The sequence below is a fragment of the Rothia sp. HMSC071C12 genome (genome assembly GCF_001813895.1).
Classification (GTDB): Bacteria; Actinomycetota; Actinomycetes; order Actinomycetales; family Micrococcaceae; genus Rothia; species Rothia mucilaginosa.
In genome coordinates this window covers 165533-185245 of the sequence record NZ_KV814375.1, presented here as the reverse complement: position 1 = coordinate 185245, position 19713 = coordinate 165533, and the positions used below count along the sequence as shown (strand labels likewise).

The window sequence follows — 19713 nt, the reverse complement described above, 5'->3', positions numbered from 1 at the left end:
CGTACACGCTCATTCTGATTAACGTCGTGGTGTACGGCCTGCAGCTGATCATTCCGTTCCGCTGGGTACACAATCTCGGCATGATGTCTGGTCCCCGTGTCCACCACGGCGAGTACTACCGCCTCATCACGCACGGGTTTGTGCACTCGCAAACTGACCCGATGCACCTGGTGTGGAACATGATTTACCTCTTCATCTTCGGTGTGTCCCTCGAGCGCATGATGGGGCGGTGGAAATTCCTCTTTGTATATATGGCGGCTACCGTAGGTGCCGGCTGCAGTGTGTACCTCTTCACCTACTACCGTGGTGCCGTGGGCGCATCAGGCGGTGTGTACGGCCTCTACGGCGCGTTCTTCGTCCTTCTGCTTCTTCGGAAGCAGAAGGATACTGCACGCCTCTTTATTCTGCTCATGGGTATTGACGTTGTGCAGAGCCTCTTCCACCCGAATATTTCTCACGCGGGACACTTTGGCGGCTTTGTCGGTGGCGCGCTCGCGACCCTACTGATTATCCCGTTCGTGAAGAAGCCGGATCCTTCGGAACCGCCGCAACAGGGTCTGCAGCGGTGGTTCAAGGGCCGCTTTTGAGCCTGAAAATCCGCGGAAAACCGCCGCGGAGGCTGGTTATCCACAGGGGTTTTCCACACTGTGCATAACTACATTCGTGTAATTCCAAGAGTGTGAGTACATGTTTAAAACCTGTGGATACAGGCTAAAACAACCGAATTACACGGGGTGAATTACACGGGTGTAAGAGTTTTCCCCAGATTTCTCCACAGATGTGGAAAACCTTAAGTACCAGGCTGTGTGTAATTACAAAAAATTTCGGCGCAAAGCGCCGGATAGAACAAAAAGTGCCCGGAAGGATAAACCTTCCGGGCACTTTTGCGTATCGCGCCCCTTACGGGGCGAAGAAGCAGCGGGTGCGAACCTAGTTCGCCTGGGCCTCCGCCTCCTCAACCTCCTCGGGAGTGAGCTCCACGCCGGTGTACAGGCGGAACTGCTCAGCAGCCTGCAGAGCAATCACCTCACCACCGTGAATAACTTCCTTACCCGCCGCACGAGCCGCACGAACCAGCGGAGTCTCAACAGGCATCGCCACCACGTCAAAGACCACCTGTGCCTCAGCAATAGCCTCCTGCGGGTAGGACAGCTCCTCGCTCTCCTCACCGCCCGCCATGCCAATCGGGGTCACGTTCACCAGAATCGGCGCTCGCAGGTTGCCCACCTCCGGCGCCCAGGCGTACTCGTAACGCTCAGCCAGCGCGCGACCGGTCTCCTCGTTGCGGGCAATAATCATGCCCTGCGAGAAGCCCGCATCAAAGAATGCACCAGCCACAGCCGCAGCCATACCGCCCGAACCGCGCAGCAGGAACGGCAGAGACGGATCCACATTATGCGAACGCAGCAGGGAAGCCACCGCAATCACATCCGTGTTGTACGCCTTCAAGAAGCCGTCAGTGTTCACAATCGTGTTCACCGCACCAATAACCGCAGCTGAGTGGTCCATATCGTCCATCAGCGGGATAACAGCCTGCTTAAACGGCATAGACACCGAGCAGCCACGAATACCCAGAGCACGTACGCCGGCGATAGCACCCTCAATATCGGTGGTGGTCATCGCCTTGTACAGGTAATCCAGACCGTGCTTCTCGTACAGGTAATTGTGGAACTTAATGCCGTGATTCGACGGGCGACCAGACAAGGAAATGCAGACCGTCGTATCGCGATTCAGCGCCGGGCGAGCCATCTTAAGCCTCGCCGCCAGCGTCGAGAGTGTTCTGGATCAGCTTCTTCACCTTGTTGCGGCTCACCAAGTCAGCGACCACAAAGTGAGTGTCGCCGGTATCCACGGTGGGGACGGTCGCGTTGCCGTCGTTGAGGGACTTCACGTGCGCTTCAGCCTGCGGATCCTCCCAAATGTTCACCCAGGTAGCGTGGTCGCCCAGCTCGCCCAACTTAGAATCCAGAGCCTCGCAGTAGGGGCAGCCGGGGCGCCAATAAATGACGACGCCGCCATCCTTCATGACCTCGCGTGCCTTCTGCTGATCGGACTGCTGACGTTCAAACATAGTTCCTCCATAGACGGGGTGCTCCGCGGTCTTCAGGAAGCACTGAAACCTTCCTGAGGGCGCAGCTCAATAAGTTGACATATCAAGCATAGCCTGAGGTTACAGGGGCAGGGGAGAGGTCCTCATAGGGCGAACGCCTGCGCCGCACTCCCACAGCCCGTGCTGCACTCCCGCAGAAGCCTTCACCCTGCGCTCCAGAAGCCTCCGCCCCGCCTCAGAAGCCTTCATCCAGTGCATTAACGGCATACGCCCCACACCAAGGTTGCCGGACCAATGATGCGGGGCGTACACAGTTCGCGAGAAAGCGCGAGTACTTGTGCTGAGTAAGAGTAAAAGAAGAGTGAAAACAGGCTACCAGGCGGTAACCGAAGCTGAGCAATATGCCGAGTGAGTCGGTGAGTGAAAGAACCCAGGCGGGGCAGAACGCCCCATTATTTGAGAGAGATGTTGAGTGAAAGCCGTTGAGTGAAAGCCTGTAATGCAAAACCCAGGGAAAGGCGCCCTACCCCACGAGGAAGCGAGGCAGGACGCCAATCCAAAGGAGGCTGTCGCCTTACTTGCCGAACTTCTCGGTCAGCTTGGAGACGTTCTCGGTCACGACCTCTTCAACCTTGGCAACGTGCTCGTCGGTGACGATCTCCTTGCCAGCCTTTTCGTTGATGACTTCCTGAGCCTTGTCGAGGCCCTGCTCAACGGTACCCTTGATATCGAAGCCCACGGGGGCCTCCTTTCTGCGCTTTCGCGCTCTAAAGCCTCACTCTTGGTGAGGTACCTGCCCGGGGCGGGCAGAAAACTGGAGTGTGATGCTTTGGCGGACGAAACCTGCAAGCTGGGCTTGTATGTGACGGTCGAACCCAGTGTAGATGCTATCCATATGCCGGACTATGCGCATCGAAACTTTACAGCTCACGGATTGCGTCCGTCGATAAGTGTACATACCCGCGAAGGCAAGAAAAACCACCCTCAGAAAACGTGGCGCCACTTTTGGCCAACGACCAAAAAATTATGGCTTATCAGCGCGTTATTACGGGGGATAGCCGGAGGAAAATTGCAGAAACTCGCAGGAAACTTCCAGCTATGAATATTGTTCAAAACCCCAAAAAACGCCCCTATGACACCCCGCCGATTTATGACAGACCTCAGCGCCCAACCCTACAACACCGGAATATCCGTAGGAGCAGCGCCCGCAGCCCAATCATGAGACGCCGCAAAACCAGCAACCATCGGCAAAAAACGAGGCGCCGCATAGCCGCGCACAGCATACGCAGTCGCCACCGCATCCGCGGCAGCCTCCAGCTGAGAGGTCGGAATCAGCGCCATCACCGCGCCACCAAAACCACCACCCACAATACGGGCACCCAACGCGCCCCGATCCAGGCACACCTGCACCGCATCATCAATCTCAGGGCGAGAAACACGCAACTCATCACGCATCGATACAAACGACTCCGTGAAAATGCGGCCCGCCTCCTCAAACGCCGCAAAGCCCAGCTCATCAGCATGTTGCAGCAAATAGCTCGCACGACCCACCAGAGTCATATCGTGGAACGCATGACGCACCCAACCACGCGGGAACGAACACGGACGACCCGCATCCTCCAGAGCATCCAAGGCACGATTCACCGAAGAATCCACCAAGTCAGCACGCCACGCCTTTGCCGCACGCGCATCCATACCCGCACACGACAAATCCTCCGGTAGGGCATCACGCAAAAAACGCAGACCCAAAGCGTCAGCGCACGTCTCAGACGCCGCACGACGAGCCGCAAAACCGCCATCCGTCAGCTCATGCGGAGTGTTCGTATCGATCACCAAAAAACTCAGGCCATGCTGGGCAATATCCACCGCAACCGGCTCAATCGAAAAATCACGGAAATCAATCACCAGAGCCTGCTCCGGATACGAACGCAACGACGCCGTCTGATCCAGGCCACCCGTATGCGCGCCAGCCACCTTATTCTCAGCCGTAATACACACCTGAGCCAGACGCGCACGCAAAGCATCACTATCAGCCGGGGTAGCATCCGCCTGCGGGCACTCCTCACGCACCGGACACGAGAGCTCCAACAACGCCAACGCCGTCGAACACTCCAAAGCCGCCGAAGACGACAAACCGCCACCCACCGGAACACGAGAATTAATCAGCAGGTCAGCACCAAACTCATCGGGCAGCATAATATCCCTGCCGCCCTCCTGATTCATCGCCCACGCAACACCCGCCACATAGGTGAACCAGCCCTTTAAATGACCCGGCTGGATATCGCGAATCACGACCGTGCGCTCGTCGCCGGGCATCTGCAAAGAAGCCGCGCGCAACACACCATCACGACGCAACGCACCCGCCACATAGGTGCGGTACGGCAGCGGCATCGGCAGGCACGAGCCACCCAAAAAATCAATGTACTCGCCCAAAAGATTCAGACGCCCAGGCGCAGACCACACACCATCCGGCTCATAACCATACGCAGTAATAAACTCCTCACGCACACGCGCAATCTCCGCGCTATGGTCCGGAAGAGCCGCCCACTGGGCGGTAGCGGTCATCGACATGGAACACCTCTGATCAAGCCCCGAAAGGGGCGCTAGGACGTAAACGACACCCCACCTGCACCCGACACCCAACGGGCATCAGCGCAAGCACGTGTCACCTCTAGACTAAAGCAGAAAACCAGCGAACATCGACTCAGCCGCCAAACCGCACCGGTATCAGCGTGCGGCAGGGCAGCCAAAAGCCAACGCACGCAAAAGCCCCGCACCCTACAAGGGGGCACGGGGCACCATACATAACTAATAAACCAACAGAAGGGCTAAGCGATTACGCATCCTGCGTGTAGGGCTCCTGCACCACCATCATCGTGTCAATGGCAGAAAGCAAATCCTGGCGGTAACGGTTAAACGCATTCTCAATCAGAGGAACATCGCCACTCGCCACAGCCTCCTGCGGAGAAATCAGCGGCAGAGTCTGATACTCCTCCACCAGGCTCAACGCAATATGGGTCAACAAACGAGCACGACGCAGCGCCTCCGCATGACCCAAACCAAGAGCCTGGAACTCATGAGCCATAGCCACCACAGGCTTCAACTCACGAGGATGCAGAGCCAAGCTCAAACGCACCACCTCAGGGCACTCACGAATCGGGTACAGCAGAGAGAACAGAAGATCACCGCGGCGAATCATCGAAGCACGAATAGCCTCCGGATTCGGCTCAGCCTCCTCAGACATCGACTTCGGGGCACGAGCCAGAATGTAATCCGCCAGCAGAATGAGAAGCTGCTGCTTATTCTTCACGTGGTAGTACAGAGCGCCGGGAGCCACGTGAAGCTCCTGAGCAAGTCGGCGCATGGAAAGGTCCGCCAAACCGTAGGTCGCCAAGACCTCGTAGGCGGTATCTAGAATCTTTTCACGGGAAAGTACCACCCTTTCATTTTAGGGTGTTCAACTCTATATCTTGAGCAAGATGCACCCCGCGGCAAACAAAAACCCCACAAATACGCGGTACAAGCCCAAAAATGAATGTCGATTCTCACTCATCCGGAGCGAACGTTTCGCGTTTCACGAGAACTTTTGCCACCAAAACCGCTCCAGCACACACAGAATAGGTAGCCGCCCACGCTCTTGGCATAAAAACACGTCTTAAACCGCCCAAAACCGCCAAGACAGGTAAACCTCGCGGGCGCACGCCCCAAAATCAGGTGTTTAATATTCGGTATGAGCAATGCATTTTCTGAACTAATCGAGCGCGCCACCGCAGGCGAAGGCCTCAACCGCGAAGAAATCCACACCCTCCTCGTGGATGGTGAAGGCCAGGACTTCGCCCTCATCGAGGCAGCCTCCGTCGTGCGCCGCAACGAATTCCGCAACATGATTGCGATCCACACCGAAGATGAAGCACTCGCCGACGCCCTGGGCACCCGCTCCATCGCCGTGGACTCCTACGAAGTACTGGATATCTCCCGCGATATCGACTCCGAAGAACTCGCGGCAACCATCGAACGTATTGCTGAATCCGCCGCAATCGGCGTGACCGTACTGCTGCCCGAAAATGCAGTACCCATGATGCTCATGCGCGTGCTGTCCATCCTGCGTCTGGCAGCACCCGCCAAGGTCATCCACCTGCCCGAAGGCTACGAACAGTCCCTGCGCTCGCTGACCTCCCTCGCAATGCACGTGGTCAGCGCCATCACCATTACCGATGATATTGAGCAGTGGCCCATGGTCAACGAGGTACTCAAAGCACTGCGTCACGGCGGCATCGTCATCTCCGGCACCGGTGGACGCGACGCCCTCGCAGGCTACCTGCGTTACCTCTCCGACCTCGGCGTGGACCTCATGGGTCACCGCGACGCACGCGGCTCCGCCTGCGGTTCGGTTGACGGTGGCGGTTGTGGCTGTGGCTCGGGTGGCTGCGGTAGCCACGAGGAGCCGGCACCTTCCGCCGGTGGTTGCGGTTGCGGCTCGGGCGGATGCGGTTCCTCCGCTGAAGCTCCGGCTGAGGCTCACGGTCACTCCCACGGTGGTGGCGGTTGCTGCGGCGGCCACGACGAACCAAAGGAAGAAAAGGGTGGCTGCTGTGGTGGCCACGACGAGCCTGAACCGGTCGTGGAGGAAGCTCCCGCTGGCGGTTGTGGCTGCGGTGCTGGTGGATGCGGCTCTAAGTAATCTGCTAGAGGTAGCTACCCCAATCGATATATTCCAAATATAGAATTTTCCCCTGAATAACCTGCTGAAAAGCAGAGATATTCAGGGGAAAACTCTATATTCCGTAAAGAGCATTAGGCTTAGAGGTAAACAACACCACAATAAACGCTGCAGAACCCCCATATCCGAAAAGCGGAATGAGCCCCTCCGGTAGAGTAGAAAGACGTAGCCGACTAACCCTAGCCGCGCGAAAGGAACAACACCGGACCAATGCTTTACCTCTCCGTTATTGTCATCATCCTGATTGCGACCGTGTTTATGGTCAGCGTCGGTGATCGACTCAACCTCCCCTGGCCGGTCATGATGACCCTGCTCGGCACCGCCGCGCTCTTCATCCCCAACCGACCGGATCTTACTATCGACAGCGACATCATCCTGCCGATCTTCCTTCCGCCGCTACTGTGGGCCATCGGCGTTAAATTCTCCTGGGGCACCCTGCGCCGCCGCTGGAGATCCGTACTGCTCTACTCGGTCCTTCTCACCACCGTCTCCGCCCTGGCAATTGCCAGCGCAGCCATGTGGTGGGTCCCCGGTATGACCATCGCCGTCGCCCTTGCCGTCGGTGCCGCCGTCTCCCCGCCCGACCCCGTCGCCGTGGAAGCAGTCGCTGAGCCCGTCGGCATCCCCCGCCGCCTCATCGGTACTCTGCAGACCGAAGGTAGCTTCAACGACGCTATCGCAATCGTTCTCTTCCACGCCGCAATCCACTCCATGACCAGCGGCCACCACATCGAGCCGCTCTCGGTCGCCAAGGACTTCGTGCTCGGCTCGATCCTCGCGGTCATTATTGGTTATATCTTCGGCTGGCTTGGCGGCTACGTTCGCCAGCGTGCCCACGACGTGGTCACCAGCAACGCCGTGACCCTCATGATCCCCTTCGGCGCCTACCTCGCTGCTGAAAGCGTGCACGCCTCCGGCGTTATTGCCGTGGTCATCGGCGCTATCCAGTTCACCAGCACCAAATACATGGCGGCACTCGAAGCGGAAGAACGCCTCTCCTCCACCTCCTTCTGGCAGATTATTGAGCTGCTCATGACCGGTGTCGCTTTCGGCCTCATCGGCCTGCAGGCAAGTAGTATCATCGCCACCGCCGACCCCTCCCGTATCGCAAGCCTCTTCGCTGACGGTGCCCTGGTCGCACTGGTCGCCATCCTGGTGCGCCTCATCTGGTTCACCATCGTCTGGCTGGCAGGACGCAAGAACCCCATCCACGAGGGTGCACCCGAAAGCTTTGCTGAAGTTATCGTTATGACCTGGTCCGGCATGCGAGGCCTCGTGACCCTGATTCTTGCCCTGTCCATCCCCGTGGTCAACGGCACCGAACAGGTACGCCAGGACGCCATCGTCATGATGCTCTCCGTACTCTTCTTCACCCTCGTGCTGCCCGGCCTGACCCTGCCCCTGCTCGTGAAGGTCCTTGGCGTGCAGGCTAACCATGAAGAAGAAACCGCCGTACCTGAACTGCTCAAGATTGCGCAGGTCGCAGCCCTCGAGGCGCTGCAGGCTGAAGCGAAGGCAACCACCGACCCTGAGACCTATGCCCGCGTGAAGGAAATGTGCTCCGCCATTACCCGCCGCGACGAAATCAGCGAGGCACTGCCCGAAGAATACAAGCAGCACATGGAGAAGCTTAAGGACAAGAGGAACGACTTCGTGCGCCTGCGCGATGCCGCCCTCGTCGCCGCGCAGAACGAGGTTATTTCTGCTCAGGACCGCTACGACTCCCACGACGTGACCCGCGTGGTGCGTAAGCTGGACATCCTGGCGCAGGCAGAAAGCATCCGCTCCTCCGGCATGTTCATTCTTCCTGCCATGACCGCCGGCGCGGTCGCCATGGAACGCTACAACCTCTGGAAGAAGCACCAGGGCACCCTGAGCACCCGCGCAATCCCCGTGGTGGAAAACGCGCCCGCCTCGCCCCTGGTCACTAACGAGGTAACCCCCAAGTCCTAGCCGGTACGCCCGTGCGCGAACACTACGTTTCTGCCCCTGCCTACGCCACCGAGATAAGCCATCTGGTCTTTAGCTCACAGGCGATAGACAGGGGCAGAAGCAGATTAAGCCTCAAGTATCACCTAAAATGAGACAGGAAACGTAGTGAACGTACGTTAGCTCTCTCAAACTCACGAACACATTGAAAGTAGACATGGATTTCAAGACTCTCTCGCCTGCGTACCTGACCTCCCTCGGCGTAATTTTTTGCGGCGCGCTCATGGTCGGATCCTCTAGTCCCTGGCTCATCTGGCTGGGCTGGATCCTTCTCATCCTCGCGCTGGGTCTGAATGTCCTCGCCTTTGTGCTGTCCGTGGGTAAGGCGAAGGGTGACCCGACCCCCGCACTGGTGACCAACCTGGACGGTCTCGAATCCTCCGTTGAGAACCGCATCCGCGAGCGCTCGGAGCACCGCCGTGAAGAGCGTGAAGCTGCTGAGCACGAAGCTGCTGAGCAGTCAGCGGAAGCAACCGCAGAGGCTGAGCATGAAGTGGCTCCCGTTGAAGCCGCTGAGGCTGTTGAGGCGACCGAGCACGCTGAAACTGCAGAGGCTACCGAGGTTCGTGAGGAAGAGCCCACCGAATCCCAGCCGATTGTTGAGCGTGCATCCGGCCGCATGAGCGTTCTGCCCTCGCGCCCCCGTTCGGGTCGCGCCACCAAGCCCCGCTCCAATGCGCGCTAGGTAGGTCGGTAGTGAATACGAAGTTTTTGCTCTCCCCGGCGTACCTCGCCTCTATCGCCCTGATGCTTTCCGGTGCGGTGCTTTCCGGTGGTCGGTTCATGCTGATCGGCTGGATTCTGTGCATTGTGGGTGTCTGCCTGAATGCCATGACCCTGGTGGTGCTGACGAACCGCGAGCAGCTGTACACCATGGAGGCGAAGGCTGCCCGAGGCACCCGCCGCGGCTTTGATGACCGCCCCGCTGTGGTGCAGCGATTGGACGAGGCTCCGGCTACTGACAGCGCAGACGAAGGATCTGCGGAGTCCGTCGAGGAAGCCGCAGAAGAGCCTGCTGAAGCACCCGCACAGAAGACCAACTAGGGTGTAACCCCTAAGACGTAAAAGACCCCCGCAGAGGGTATCTGACGTAAATAAAAGACCGTAACCGCCCCCCGTACAGGGGAGTGGTTACGGTCTTTTGGGTGCCTGAACACTCACCTCGACTAACGCTCGTCGAATACTTTTTGGGAGGGGCGAGCGAGCGCAGCGGGGTCTTTAGCGCTGAGTGCCCAGCTTCTGTGCCGCGAAATCCGCGTACTCTTGCACGTGCGCGCGAGCCTGCTTGGTCAGCGCCTTATTCTCATCCAGGATGCGCGTCGACTGCGCCGCCATCAGCTCCAGGTACTGGCGGTTGCGGGTCTTTTTCCATGCGGTGCGTGCCGCCTCCAGCTCGGCGAAATCGTTGAGAGCCTGACGCTGCATCGTGTACCGCACCCACATGAGCACCAGAATCAGCACCAGCGGAATGAGGCACGCCCAGCTCTGCCACAGCCCGTACAGTGCCGCCGCAATGGCGCCCAAAACAATCAGCACCGGGGAAATCGAGACGATGGGGGAGTCCGGGCGGTTCTTCTGGTTCTTCACGAGTGATTCACGCGCCATAGCGCGGAAGGTGTCAGAGAAGCTGGACGGGTCGTAAGACTGGGCAGGCTCCGGTTGCTGGCTCTTCTGGGACTGGCTCTTGGGAAACTGATCCTTGCCGGGCTGGTTCTTACGGGGCTGAGAAGCGGAAGGGCACATAGAAACCTCACGGGGGTACACGGGGAGTAACGGGAAAGCGGGTGTTTCACGTGAAACGGGGGAGTAGACGGCGAGTACGCGGAAGCGGGTGGCAGGATTAGCGCTCGCCGCACCTAAACGCCACCTCGGCAGCTTCTACAGGGAAGCCTCAATAAACTCGTACGCCTTATCCACACAATCGGTGGTGACAGCCTTAACCTCATCGGGGGAGTAGCAGAACGACGCCGAACGGTCAGCGTAGCGGTGCATGTCGATATCGTTCCACGAATCTCCAATCGTATGCACCTCATAGGAGCTACCCGGATGCTCCGACTGCAGGTACTCCACCAGATGCTGCAGACCGGTGCCCTTTGTGCAGGCGGGCGGCACAATATCCAGGAAATCCTGGTTCTTGTGGCAGTCCACCGAATCACCAAAACGCTCCAGAATCCAGGTGTACGCCGCCTCGCGAACCTGAGCATCCGGAATCCACAGGGGCACACCCACGTACTCGTGGTTCTGCAGGTCGTCAGCCGGCAGGGGAGTGAACTCCGGCAGGATATTCGTCGAGGAGCCCACCCGGTCGCAGAGGCTGTAATCGTTATCCAGAGTCGTCGCGAACAGAGCCACGCCGTCCACGGTGCTGAAATGCTCGTAGCACGCTTGCACAACACTCACCGGAAGAGGCTGATGGTAAATCACCCGGTACTGCCGGTCAGTAATCACCGCACCCGTGTACAGCACGTGGTAATCAAAACGGATGGCGGTCGGGTTCAACGCCAGTTGCGTGGCAAAAATGCTCTTGCCCGTGCACGAGACCGCCAGGTTACCCTCCGCCTGCCAGCGGGCAATCGCCTGCTCAGTGGCAGGCTCCACGGCACGGTTAAACAGGATCGTGCCGTCAAGATCGAAAGCCATCAATTTGGTCATAGAAACTCCTTCGCGGGAGGGCTGCATTGCCGCGAATTGTGCGCCGCAACCCATAAAAAACGGGGGTGCCGCCGGTACTTTTAAGTGTACCGACCGCACCCCCACCACTTGAGATATAGCCCCTGAATCTCACGCCTTCACTGAAGGGTGAAAGGGCTCATTCCTCATATTTTTAGAGAGCCAGGAATCCCAGGTAGGAACCGAGGATGCCCACGCCAAAGAGGGCGAAAATCAACCAGATGGCGTTAATCTTCTTCTTCAGAAGCCACATGCACAGGAAGCACAGACCCAGCGAGGCCAGGCCCGGCAGCAGATCGTTCAGCACGGACTGGACGGTCACATTTACCGTCTCGCCCGCCTGGTTTGTGTAGCTAGTCAGTGGCAACGGAATGTTCACGCTCGTCCAGCGGTACACCAGAGCACCCATCACGAACAGGCCCATCACGGAGGCGCCCTGAGTAATCTTCTGCAGGGTGTTGCCGCCCGCCTCGGTCACAATCTGGGTGCCCTTCTCGTAGCCGTACTTGAAGCCGTACCAGCGGGTTGCCCAACGAATTGCGGTCATGCCGAAGAAGAACAGCAGCGGGCCCAGAATATTGCCGGTCACCGCCAGGGATGCGCCCAGAGCCGCCAGCACGATACGTGCGGTACCCCAGAAAATCGGGTCGCCCACGCCGGCCAGTGGGCCCATCAGGCCCACCTTAACGTTGGTGATGGCGGCTTCGTCAATGTCCTTACCGGCTGCCTTCTCACGCTCCATCGCAGCGGTCACGCCCATAATCGAGGATGCAACCCACGGCTGGGTGTTGAAGAACTCCAGGTGGCGGGTCAGCGCCTCCGCCTGGTCTTCTTTCTTGGTGTAGAAGCGCTTAATAGCCGGAATCATGGAAACCGCGAAACCGATGGACTGCATGCGTTCGAAGTTGAACGAACCGAGCAGGAAGGTGGAGCGGATGTAGGTGTCGACCTTATCGCGCTGGGTGAGCTCGGGAACTTCAACGAGCTCGACGTTCTTGTTTTCAGTCATGGTGATGCTCCTTATTCGAGCTCGTTGTCGAGGTCATTGGCGGCGGCCGGTGCTACGGCGGGTGCCTCACTCTTATGGAAGAGCGGGTTCAGCTGCGTGTACAGCAGGCCCAGGCAGGCGCCGACCAGGCCGATAGCAACCAGGTTGAACTGTGCCGGGGTGGACAGTGCCACGAGGACGTCCTTTGAGCTTCCGCCGGGTAGCGGCACAATCGACTGGGTTGCCGGGATAGCGGCGGCGGCGATGAAGCCGAGGAAGAAGAAGGGCATGAGGGCCTTCGAACGCATCATGTTGATGACCATTGCGAAACCGACCACGGTAATCATGCCACCGGCAATACGCAGACCGATGGTCACCTGTTCCGGAATCATGCCCAGCAGGCGGGTCAGCTCGTCGGAGCTAATCAGCGCCACAATAGCGGTCGGGATAGCCACGCGCAGACCCTGCAGAGCCATACCGCTAATGTGCATCAACTCAATACCGCGGAAGTTCGCGGTCTTCGCGAAATTATCAGCCTGATGCTGGAAGAACACCGTAATGGTACGAACGAAAATGGTCAGAACCTGACCTGCTGCCGCCAGCGGCACAGCAATAGCAATACCGGTGGTGATGTCCTGGTGACCCTGAATCACAACAACAGCGGAGATGGTGGACGCCAGAGCTGAGTCGGGAGCCATCGCCGCACCGACGTTCATCCAGCCCAGGGCGATGAGCTCCAGTGCGCCACCGAGCATAATGCCGGTAGTCGGGTCACCCAGCGCAAAACCCATCAGGGTGCAAGCGACCAGGGGGCGGTGGAACTGACGCTCGTCCACCACGGATGCGACGCCCGCAATGAACGCCACGAGAACAACGAGAATAAACGTCAGGGCGCTCATGCGTCCAGGCCTTTCTGCTTGAGGATCTTTTCCAAATCAACCGGGGAGTGGTTGGGCAGCTGCTGCACCGTCAGCTTCACACCGCGCTTAATGAGTTCGCGGTAGGCTTCCAGGTGTTCCTCGGAGGCGTACACTGCGTCCGAAAGCTGAACCATGCCGGTCTTGAAGGTGACGCCACCAACGTTCACTTCGTTGATCTTGACGCCTTCGTCGAGCAGTCGCACCACGTCAACGGGGGATTCCACGACGAACATGGTCTTCATGCCGGTGTACTTGGGGTTGTTGTACACGCGGCCAGCCTTAGCGATGTCCAGGACGTTGGTCTTCACGCTGGTCGGCGCGACCTGCAGCAGCAGGGACTTGCGCAGCTGATCGTGTGCCGCATTATCGGATGCCGCGATGAAGGTCTGCGGTGCGATATGCGGAACCCAGGTGCCTGCCACCTGACCGTGAATCAGACGGGAGTCGATGCGGGTGAAGATAGCGTCCATGGTGCCGCCGGGAACCTGCTGAGCAGCCGGAACCTCGACCGCCTTGGTCTCTGCGGGCTTCGCCTCGGCGGGCTTGGCGGCCGCGGGCTGGTTCGCCTCCTGGAAGGAGCGAATACCCTTAGTGCCAGCCTTGTGCGCCTTAGCGACCAGGGACTTGAGGGTTGCGTTCTTACGGCCTGCGCCGGAGATGACCTCAATAAGCATCGGTACGTTGACACCGGAGACGACGTCGACGCCCTCGCGGGTGGCTGCGAACTGCGCACCGGCGTTGTAGGGGCTACCGCCGAAGAGATCGACCAGCAGCAGGGTTTCTTCTGCTTCAGACGCCTCAACGATGCGGGTGTACTCTTCGACGAGATCTTCGGGGCCCTGACCCGGCAGGAACGTGACCGGGTGGACGTTTTCGAAGTTACCGAGGATCATGCCGGCGGTCTTCAGCAGAGCCGGAGCCGACTCGCCGTGTGCCGCCACAATGATAGTGACCATAGTGGTCCTCTCGTGTTCGTGACATGGTGTGTAGTGGCCCCGTGAGGAGCCTCATAATTCTCAGATAGTAACACGTTGTTTTTGTGTTTTGTGGGTTTTTTCTGAGCATGCACACTTTAGGTTCTTGTGACATTTTTTCAAGTGTTGGAATATGGGTTTTTGATGTCAAAACACGTATTTATTGCCAGGGTGTAAAAAATTTAAACAGAACACCGAAAAATGCTTGTCTGCGCGAAGGGGTTAGCGTTACTCTCGCGAAAATTCGGGAGTATTGGCGTCTTGCTGATGGACTGGCGAGGTGTTTGACGTGGAATATGTGGAGCGCACGAGTGCGAGAAAATGATTTACAAAGAAAATACCGAGCAAAAAATGAGTGTGCGAATCAAAAGATGTGGGATTAATAAAAAACCCACATTTTCCTGCGGTCTGTCCACAGAATGGTATTTCTGGAATACGCCGCTATAAACCGTCATTTCAAAATTTAAATCGACGCGCTAACGCGCGAAGGAAAACCCGGGAAAACGACAATTTAGTGACAGGTTGTATATATAAATAGCAACCCACCTTTAACGGCCACGTTCCGCCCGGCGCGCCCCCAAACCTGGATACAGAAAAGCGGCGGATACAGAAAAGCGGCCGGAGTACCCTCCAACCGCTTTCGCCCCTGCATTTTTTGGAAGCACCAACGCTAGGCGTTAATGCCCCACATATCCCGCGCCAGGCGCGCAATATGAATCGTCAAATACGTCAACTCATCACGAGTCAGGGTCTGCTTCAACTGCATCTGCAGCACCAACAAAACCTTCTGTGCACACGCGTAGGCGCGCGGTGCATCCGCACGAAGAGCAGCCAACAAACTCGGCTGCGACACCTCATCAACATCCTCCGCACGATTTGCGGAGGCGCGGCTCGCCCGCACAAACAGGTACCGCAGGTGCGTCACAAAACGTGCCGCACTCATCGAATCCGGGTCGATCTTCCGCTCGTAGCTTGCCTCAATAATTTCAAAAACCTGCGCGAAAACCTCGGTCATGCGGAATGCCTGAGACATATCCGCCGTCGCAAATTGCGCGTTGACCAGGTGCAACGCCAGGGGGATAGCCTCGTTCGGGTCCAGTTCAACCTGCAGGCGCTCGCGAACCATTTCCAAAACCGTGCGGCCGTACTCCACCTCGCGCGGGTAGAGGACAGTCACCTCCGGGGCGAGCGGATACTGCACCCGCACCCCGTCACGCGCACGAACCACCGCATAGTGCAGGTGATCAGCCAGCGGAAGAATAAACGAGTTCGACAGCTCCAATGCACCCTCGGCGCGCACCTTCGACTCCAAAAGTGTGGCAATCGACAGAATCTCCGCCGGAATCTCAGACAGAGTCATGCTCAAGCGCTCACCCGACATGCCCTGCTCCGGCACAAACGTCTGCTCCACCGCAGACGGGTCAATCAGCTGACCCTTACGCTTACCAAAAGCAATGCCGCGACCAATCATCACGGACTCCTTGCCGTAATGATCCACCGTGAGGACAACATTATTGTTATAAATACGGCTAATGCGCATGCGTCGTCCTCCTTCACGGGTGTTGGTCGCCGGAACAGAAACGGCAAATTCAAAAGATACGCAAAGGTGATTGAGCGTTACCTAAGCTAGTACAAATTCTACCGAAAGTTTGAAGCTGTCATGAAGGGTTGACGCGCAAATGCGGGGTAAAGCTGTGCCCCAGCTGTGACGCGGGCAAGCATTCCATAAGTTTGCGGCTGAAAACTGGCTCCCGACCCACCGTGAACCCTAAATCGCGATACTCTTAACCACATGAGCAGCAAAGCAACCGAAATCGCAAAGAACCTTCCCGCGCTAGAGCACCCGGACGGTAGTCCCATCCGCGCCCTCGTCGTTGACGATGAGGAGATGCTCAAAGAACTCGTCAGCATGGGTCTGAAAATGATCGGCTGGGATGTGCAGTCCGCAGGTGACGGTCCCTCCGCACTCGCGATTGCCCGCGATTGGCGCCCCGATGTGCTCGTGCTGGATATTATGATGCCCGGCTTCGACGGACTGGAGCTGCTCTCCCGTATCCGTAAGTTCTACCCCGAGGTTCCCTGCCTCTTCCTGACCGCTAAGGACTCGGTGGATAACCGTATTGAGGGCCTTGCCGCAGGTGCGGATGACTACGTGACTAAGCCCTTCTCCATGGAAGAGGTCATGATTCGCCTGCACCGCCTGGTGCAGCGTTCCGGTGTTGCCGCCATTGACGATGCTGAGTTGGTCGTTGGCGACCTGGTGTTGAACCAGGATACCCGTGAGGTCACCCGCGGTGGCGAGCAGATTAACCTCACCGCGACTCAGTTCGACCTGCTGCGCTACCTCATGGAGAACGCGAAGCGCGTGGTCTCCAAGAGTCAGATTCTTGATAATGTCTGGAACTACGATTTCGGTGGTCAGGCAAATATTGTGGAGCTGTACATCTCCTATCTGCGTAAGAAGATTGACGTGGGTCGCGAACCGATGATTCACACCGTGCGCGGTGCCGGTTACGTGCTGCGTCCCGCTGTCTAAGTTTATTCTCTGCTCTTCATATGGCGCGGTATAACACCCGGTTATACCGCGCCATATCAGTTATATTCCGTATTTCGAATATAGAAAGAAAGGATGCTCGTGGGCTCCTACTCACCCGGTGACCCCGCCTCCCTGGATAACGAAGCAACCCGCCCCCTGCGCGCGGGTACCCCCGCACGAGACGGCGCCACGCGCTCGCCGGGGAACTTCTTCGTGCGCCTACGCGCCGCCTGGAAGAGCATGAGGAATCCCGAAGCATCCCCGGAAGAACTCGGGTACGTACCCCACCTTCGTTCACGTCTTATCGCAATCCTCGTGGCAGCCCTCGGCATCGCCTGCCTCATTATTGGCCTGTCCACCTACGTGACCCTGCAGAACTCCCTCTACCAGCAGGCACAAAGCGACCTCAAAGAAACCAGCCACCGTGTAGTGCAGCCAACTTCTCGAGACGGCAAGCGAGAAGAAGTGGACTGCAGCGACCTGCAGAAGAGTAGCTCCCTTTTCGCACCCGGTCAGGCGTCCGGAACCATCATTACCTGTGTCGAGTCCGAAGGTGCTGTGGAAGTCGCCAGCAAGCTCGGTAAGGACGGCACCGTACAAACCCTCTCCGCCAACGACCAGGTAACCCTCGGAACCATGGCGCTGAACGCCACCAAAGAAGAAGTCCGAGAGGTCAAACTGGAATCCGGCCTGTACCTCATCAAAATCACCCCGAAGGCTAATAGCAGCGCTGACGCCCAGGTGGTTGGTATTCCGCTCGCCAATGTACAGCAGACCCTCACCATCTTCGTGATTGTGGTAGCCCTCGGTTCCATTGCCGTGATGGTCGGCGCCGGCGTGGCGGGCTCCTACATTATTCGTGGCACCATGAAGCCCCTGGAGCGAGTCTCCGCGGTGGCAACCGATGTGGCGCACCTGGATCTGGAAGAACACACCATCTCCTCGGCGGTGCGCGTGGAACCGAGAGACTCCGACCCGCGTACCGAAGTGGGTGCGGTGGGCTACGCCCTCAACCAGCTGCTCGATAACGTAAATTCCGCCCTTGAAGTGCGCGAACGCACCGAGCACCAGATTCGCGCCTTCATTGCGGACGCATCCCACGAGCTGCGCACGCCCCTTGCCGCCATTAAGGGCTACTCCGATATGCTCCGCTGGACCGAACCACTCAGTGAGTCCGGCCAGTCCTCCCTGGCGCGCATCGACTCGCAGACTGAGCGTATGTCCCGCCTCGTGGAAGACCTGCTGACCCTCGCCCGCCTCGATGAAGGCCGCGAACCCAAGCTAGAGCAGGTTGACCTGACCGAGCTGGTACTCGAATGCACCTCGGATATGCAGGCGGCAGCCCGCACCCACGAGTGGCACCTGAACCTGCCCGATGAGCCCGTCGAAGTGGTGGCGGATCGCTCCCAGATTCAGCGCGTGATTCTGAACCTGCTCTCGAACGCCCGCAAGCATACCGATGAGGGTACGCGCGTGACCGCGGGTCTGTCGGTGGATGCGGCACGTCGCGAGACCGTAGTTACCGTGACCGATAACGGTCCGGGTATTGCGCCCGAGTTCCTGCCGAAGATTTTTGACCGCTTCACTCGTGCCGATAAGGCGCGCTCCGGCTCGGATGGAACCACCGGCCTGGGCTTGGCGATTGTGCAGGCAATCGTGCAGGCGCACGGCGGTTCGATTCAGGTGCAGAGCCAGCCGGGCCATACGGTCTTTACAGTGCGTCTGCCGCTGGATGCGCGTCTTCAGTCGGTTGCCTAGTCCGGTGTCTAATTAGCCGTCTGGCCTGCTAGCTGGTCTGTGTGTCCACTCTGTGAATGGCTGCTTGAGGGGGAGCGGGGTGTGTTGTGTGTGCACTCTGCTCCCCTTTTGTTGTGCTTTTGCGGTTTTATATTGGTTTGACATGCCAAAACGCTAAATTGCTTGTTGAGTAAACATTAAATCTGCACTTCAAGTTTATTACCTGGAGTGCAAATATGTGGTCAATCTAACCCCAAAATAGTTACCCTCGGTGAAACAATGCGCGTATTGTAAAAAACATGGCTAATCTTGTTGAATCCCCCGCAAACATCACGGACAAGCGTTCCGCCCGCAAGGCAGAGAACCGCATCGCAATCGTTGAGGCAGCAGAATCCCTCATCCTCGAGGGCGGCTACGGCGCCCTCAACGCAGAAGCACTCGCAGAACGCGCCGGCGTCTCCCGCCGCACCATCTTCAACCACTTCGCCTCCGTAGACGACGTGCTGGTCACCCGCATGAACCAGTACTTCAACCGCATCTTCGAAGAATGCGACTTCAGCATCTCCGGCGAAAACGCAAGCATGGAAGCCGAAATGCTCTCCATCGCCCGCAACGTCTTCATGAGCAACACCCTCGAAGAGTACATCGCACCCTTCGCACACCTGCTCTACGCCCTCGAAATGGACAGCCCCGCAAAGTTCGAGGAATACTCGCATGTCATCCTCGAGCGCACCTACGACATCTTCCTCGAGCGGTACCTCGCGGCATACCCCGACCTGCCCTACCTGCGCGTGGCAGTCTTCGCCTCTAACCTCGCCGAAACCATCGGTGAAGGCGTCTACTACTACCTCACCCGCGCCGAAGAAATGACGGTCAAGGTTGCAGCAGAAGCCCCCGAGGGCACCCACCCCGAAGCACTCGCCATCGAAGCGATGCGCCAGTGCGTCCTCGAAGCACTCGACTACCTGGGTCGTCTGGTCCAGGGCGAATTCGCAAGCTAAGCCCCATAGCGTCAACGCTCAAACACTCTCGCTTCGGGCACCTCATCTGCAGGTGCCCGGGGCGGGGTGTTTTTTGTCTAAAAACAGGACACAGCGTTCGCCGTATAGGGCCAAACCACACGCCGCAT

Annotated in this window: 19 protein-coding genes; 8 read left to right on the top strand and 11 right to left on the bottom strand. The window is 58.2% G+C overall.

The window, feature by feature from the left end; translation table 11 throughout:
* Positions 1–587, top strand: a 587-nt coding sequence (locus tag HMPREF2942_RS07520) for a rhomboid family intramembrane serine protease (protein ID WP_070688769.1), incomplete at its 5' end; no start/stop codon positions are given.
* Between the two features lie 343 nt (positions 588–930).
* Here the strand turns inward: HMPREF2942_RS07520 and HMPREF2942_RS07515 are convergent.
* The 5 genes from HMPREF2942_RS07515 to HMPREF2942_RS07495 form a co-directional block, all read right to left on the bottom strand.
* Positions 931–1749, bottom strand: coding sequence for a shikimate 5-dehydrogenase (locus HMPREF2942_RS07515; protein WP_005504124.1), 819 nt, complete (start codon positions 1747–1749; stop codon positions 931–933).
* A gap of 1 nt (position 1750) precedes the next feature.
* Positions 1751–2071: a glutaredoxin domain-containing protein gene (locus tag HMPREF2942_RS07510; RefSeq protein ID WP_012902647.1), complete on the bottom strand. Its 321-nt coding sequence runs from the start codon at positions 2069–2071 to the stop codon at positions 1751–1753.
* A gap of 553 nt (positions 2072–2624) precedes the next feature.
* Positions 2625–2789 carry a hypothetical protein gene (locus HMPREF2942_RS07505; protein WP_005508004.1) on the bottom strand — a complete coding sequence of 55 codons (165 nt, stop codon included), beginning with the start codon at positions 2787–2789 and terminating at the stop codon, positions 2625–2627.
* 434 nt (positions 2790–3223) lie between these two features.
* Positions 3224–4621 (bottom strand): galactokinase, encoded by a 1398-nt coding sequence (locus tag HMPREF2942_RS07500; protein WP_005504129.1) that lies wholly within the window; start codon positions 4619–4621, stop codon positions 3224–3226.
* A 265-nt stretch (positions 4622–4886) separates the two neighbouring features.
* Complete coding sequence (locus HMPREF2942_RS07495; protein ID WP_049338650.1) at positions 4887–5489, bottom strand: TetR/AcrR family transcriptional regulator; 603 nt, start codon at positions 5487–5489, stop codon at positions 4887–4889.
* Positions 5490–5780: 291 nt separating this feature from the next.
* On the opposite strand from HMPREF2942_RS07495, the gene HMPREF2942_RS07490 reads away from it, so the two are divergent.
* The 4 genes from HMPREF2942_RS07490 (at position 5781) to HMPREF2942_RS07475 (ending at position 9803) form a co-directional block, all read left to right on the top strand.
* Positions 5781–6731 (top strand): biotin synthase, encoded by a 951-nt coding sequence (locus tag HMPREF2942_RS07490; protein WP_070688768.1) that lies wholly within the window; start codon positions 5781–5783, stop codon positions 6729–6731.
* 249 nt (positions 6732–6980) lie between these two features.
* On the top strand, positions 6981–8723 hold the full coding sequence (locus HMPREF2942_RS07485) for a cation:proton antiporter (protein ID WP_070630110.1): 1743 nt from the start codon (positions 6981–6983) through the stop codon (positions 8721–8723).
* Positions 8724–8916: 193 nt separating this feature from the next.
* Positions 8917–9444, top strand: coding sequence for a hypothetical protein (locus HMPREF2942_RS07480; RefSeq protein WP_070688767.1), 528 nt, complete (start codon positions 8917–8919; stop codon positions 9442–9444).
* A gap of 11 nt (positions 9445–9455) precedes the next feature.
* Positions 9456–9803, top strand: coding sequence for a hypothetical protein (locus HMPREF2942_RS07475; RefSeq protein WP_049360190.1), 348 nt, complete (start codon positions 9456–9458; stop codon positions 9801–9803).
* 174 nt (positions 9804–9977) lie between these two features.
* On the opposite strand, the gene HMPREF2942_RS07470 is transcribed toward HMPREF2942_RS07475, so the two are convergent.
* The 6 genes from HMPREF2942_RS07470 to HMPREF2942_RS07445 form a co-directional block, all read right to left on the bottom strand.
* Positions 9978–10502, bottom strand: a complete 525-nt coding sequence (locus HMPREF2942_RS07470) for a hypothetical protein (protein ID WP_172855766.1) — start codon at positions 10500–10502, stop codon at positions 9978–9980.
* Positions 10503–10637: 135 nt separating this feature from the next.
* Complete coding sequence (locus HMPREF2942_RS07465; protein WP_049352261.1) at positions 10638–11411, bottom strand: HAD-IIB family hydrolase; 774 nt, start codon at positions 11409–11411, stop codon at positions 10638–10640.
* Positions 11412–11583: 172 nt separating this feature from the next.
* Complete coding sequence (locus HMPREF2942_RS07460) at positions 11584–12438, bottom strand: PTS system mannose/fructose/sorbose family transporter subunit IID (RefSeq protein WP_012902656.1); 855 nt, start codon at positions 12436–12438, stop codon at positions 11584–11586.
* 11 nt (positions 12439–12449) lie between these two features.
* Positions 12450–13316: a PTS mannose/fructose/sorbose transporter subunit IIC gene (locus HMPREF2942_RS07455; RefSeq protein ID WP_012902657.1), complete on the bottom strand. Its 867-nt coding sequence runs from the start codon at positions 13314–13316 to the stop codon at positions 12450–12452.
* Positions 13313–14293: a mannose/fructose/sorbose PTS transporter subunit IIA gene (locus HMPREF2942_RS07450; RefSeq protein ID WP_049326832.1), complete on the bottom strand. Its 981-nt coding sequence runs from the start codon at positions 14291–14293 to the stop codon at positions 13313–13315. Before HMPREF2942_RS07450 ends, HMPREF2942_RS07455 begins: the two co-directional genes overlap by 4 nt.
* 688 nt (positions 14294–14981) lie before the next feature.
* Positions 14982–15851, bottom strand: a complete 870-nt coding sequence (locus HMPREF2942_RS07445; RefSeq protein WP_070688766.1) for a PRD domain-containing protein — start codon at positions 15849–15851, stop codon at positions 14982–14984.
* Positions 15852–16103: 252 nt separating this feature from the next.
* Here HMPREF2942_RS07445 and HMPREF2942_RS07440 point away from each other — a divergent pair, with 252 nt between their 5' ends.
* From HMPREF2942_RS07440 to HMPREF2942_RS07430, 3 genes are all read left to right on the top strand, one after another.
* Positions 16104–16847, top strand: a complete 744-nt coding sequence (locus HMPREF2942_RS07440) for a response regulator transcription factor (protein ID WP_049345979.1) — start codon at positions 16104–16106, stop codon at positions 16845–16847.
* A 93-nt stretch (positions 16848–16940) separates the two neighbouring features.
* On the top strand, positions 16941–18605 hold the full coding sequence (locus tag HMPREF2942_RS07435) for a sensor histidine kinase (RefSeq protein ID WP_246824396.1): 1665 nt from the start codon (positions 16941–16943) through the stop codon (positions 18603–18605).
* A 278-nt stretch (positions 18606–18883) separates the two neighbouring features.
* Positions 18884–19585, top strand: coding sequence for a TetR/AcrR family transcriptional regulator (locus HMPREF2942_RS07430; RefSeq protein WP_070688765.1), 702 nt, complete (start codon positions 18884–18886; stop codon positions 19583–19585).
* Positions 19586–19713: the final 128 nt, after the last annotated feature.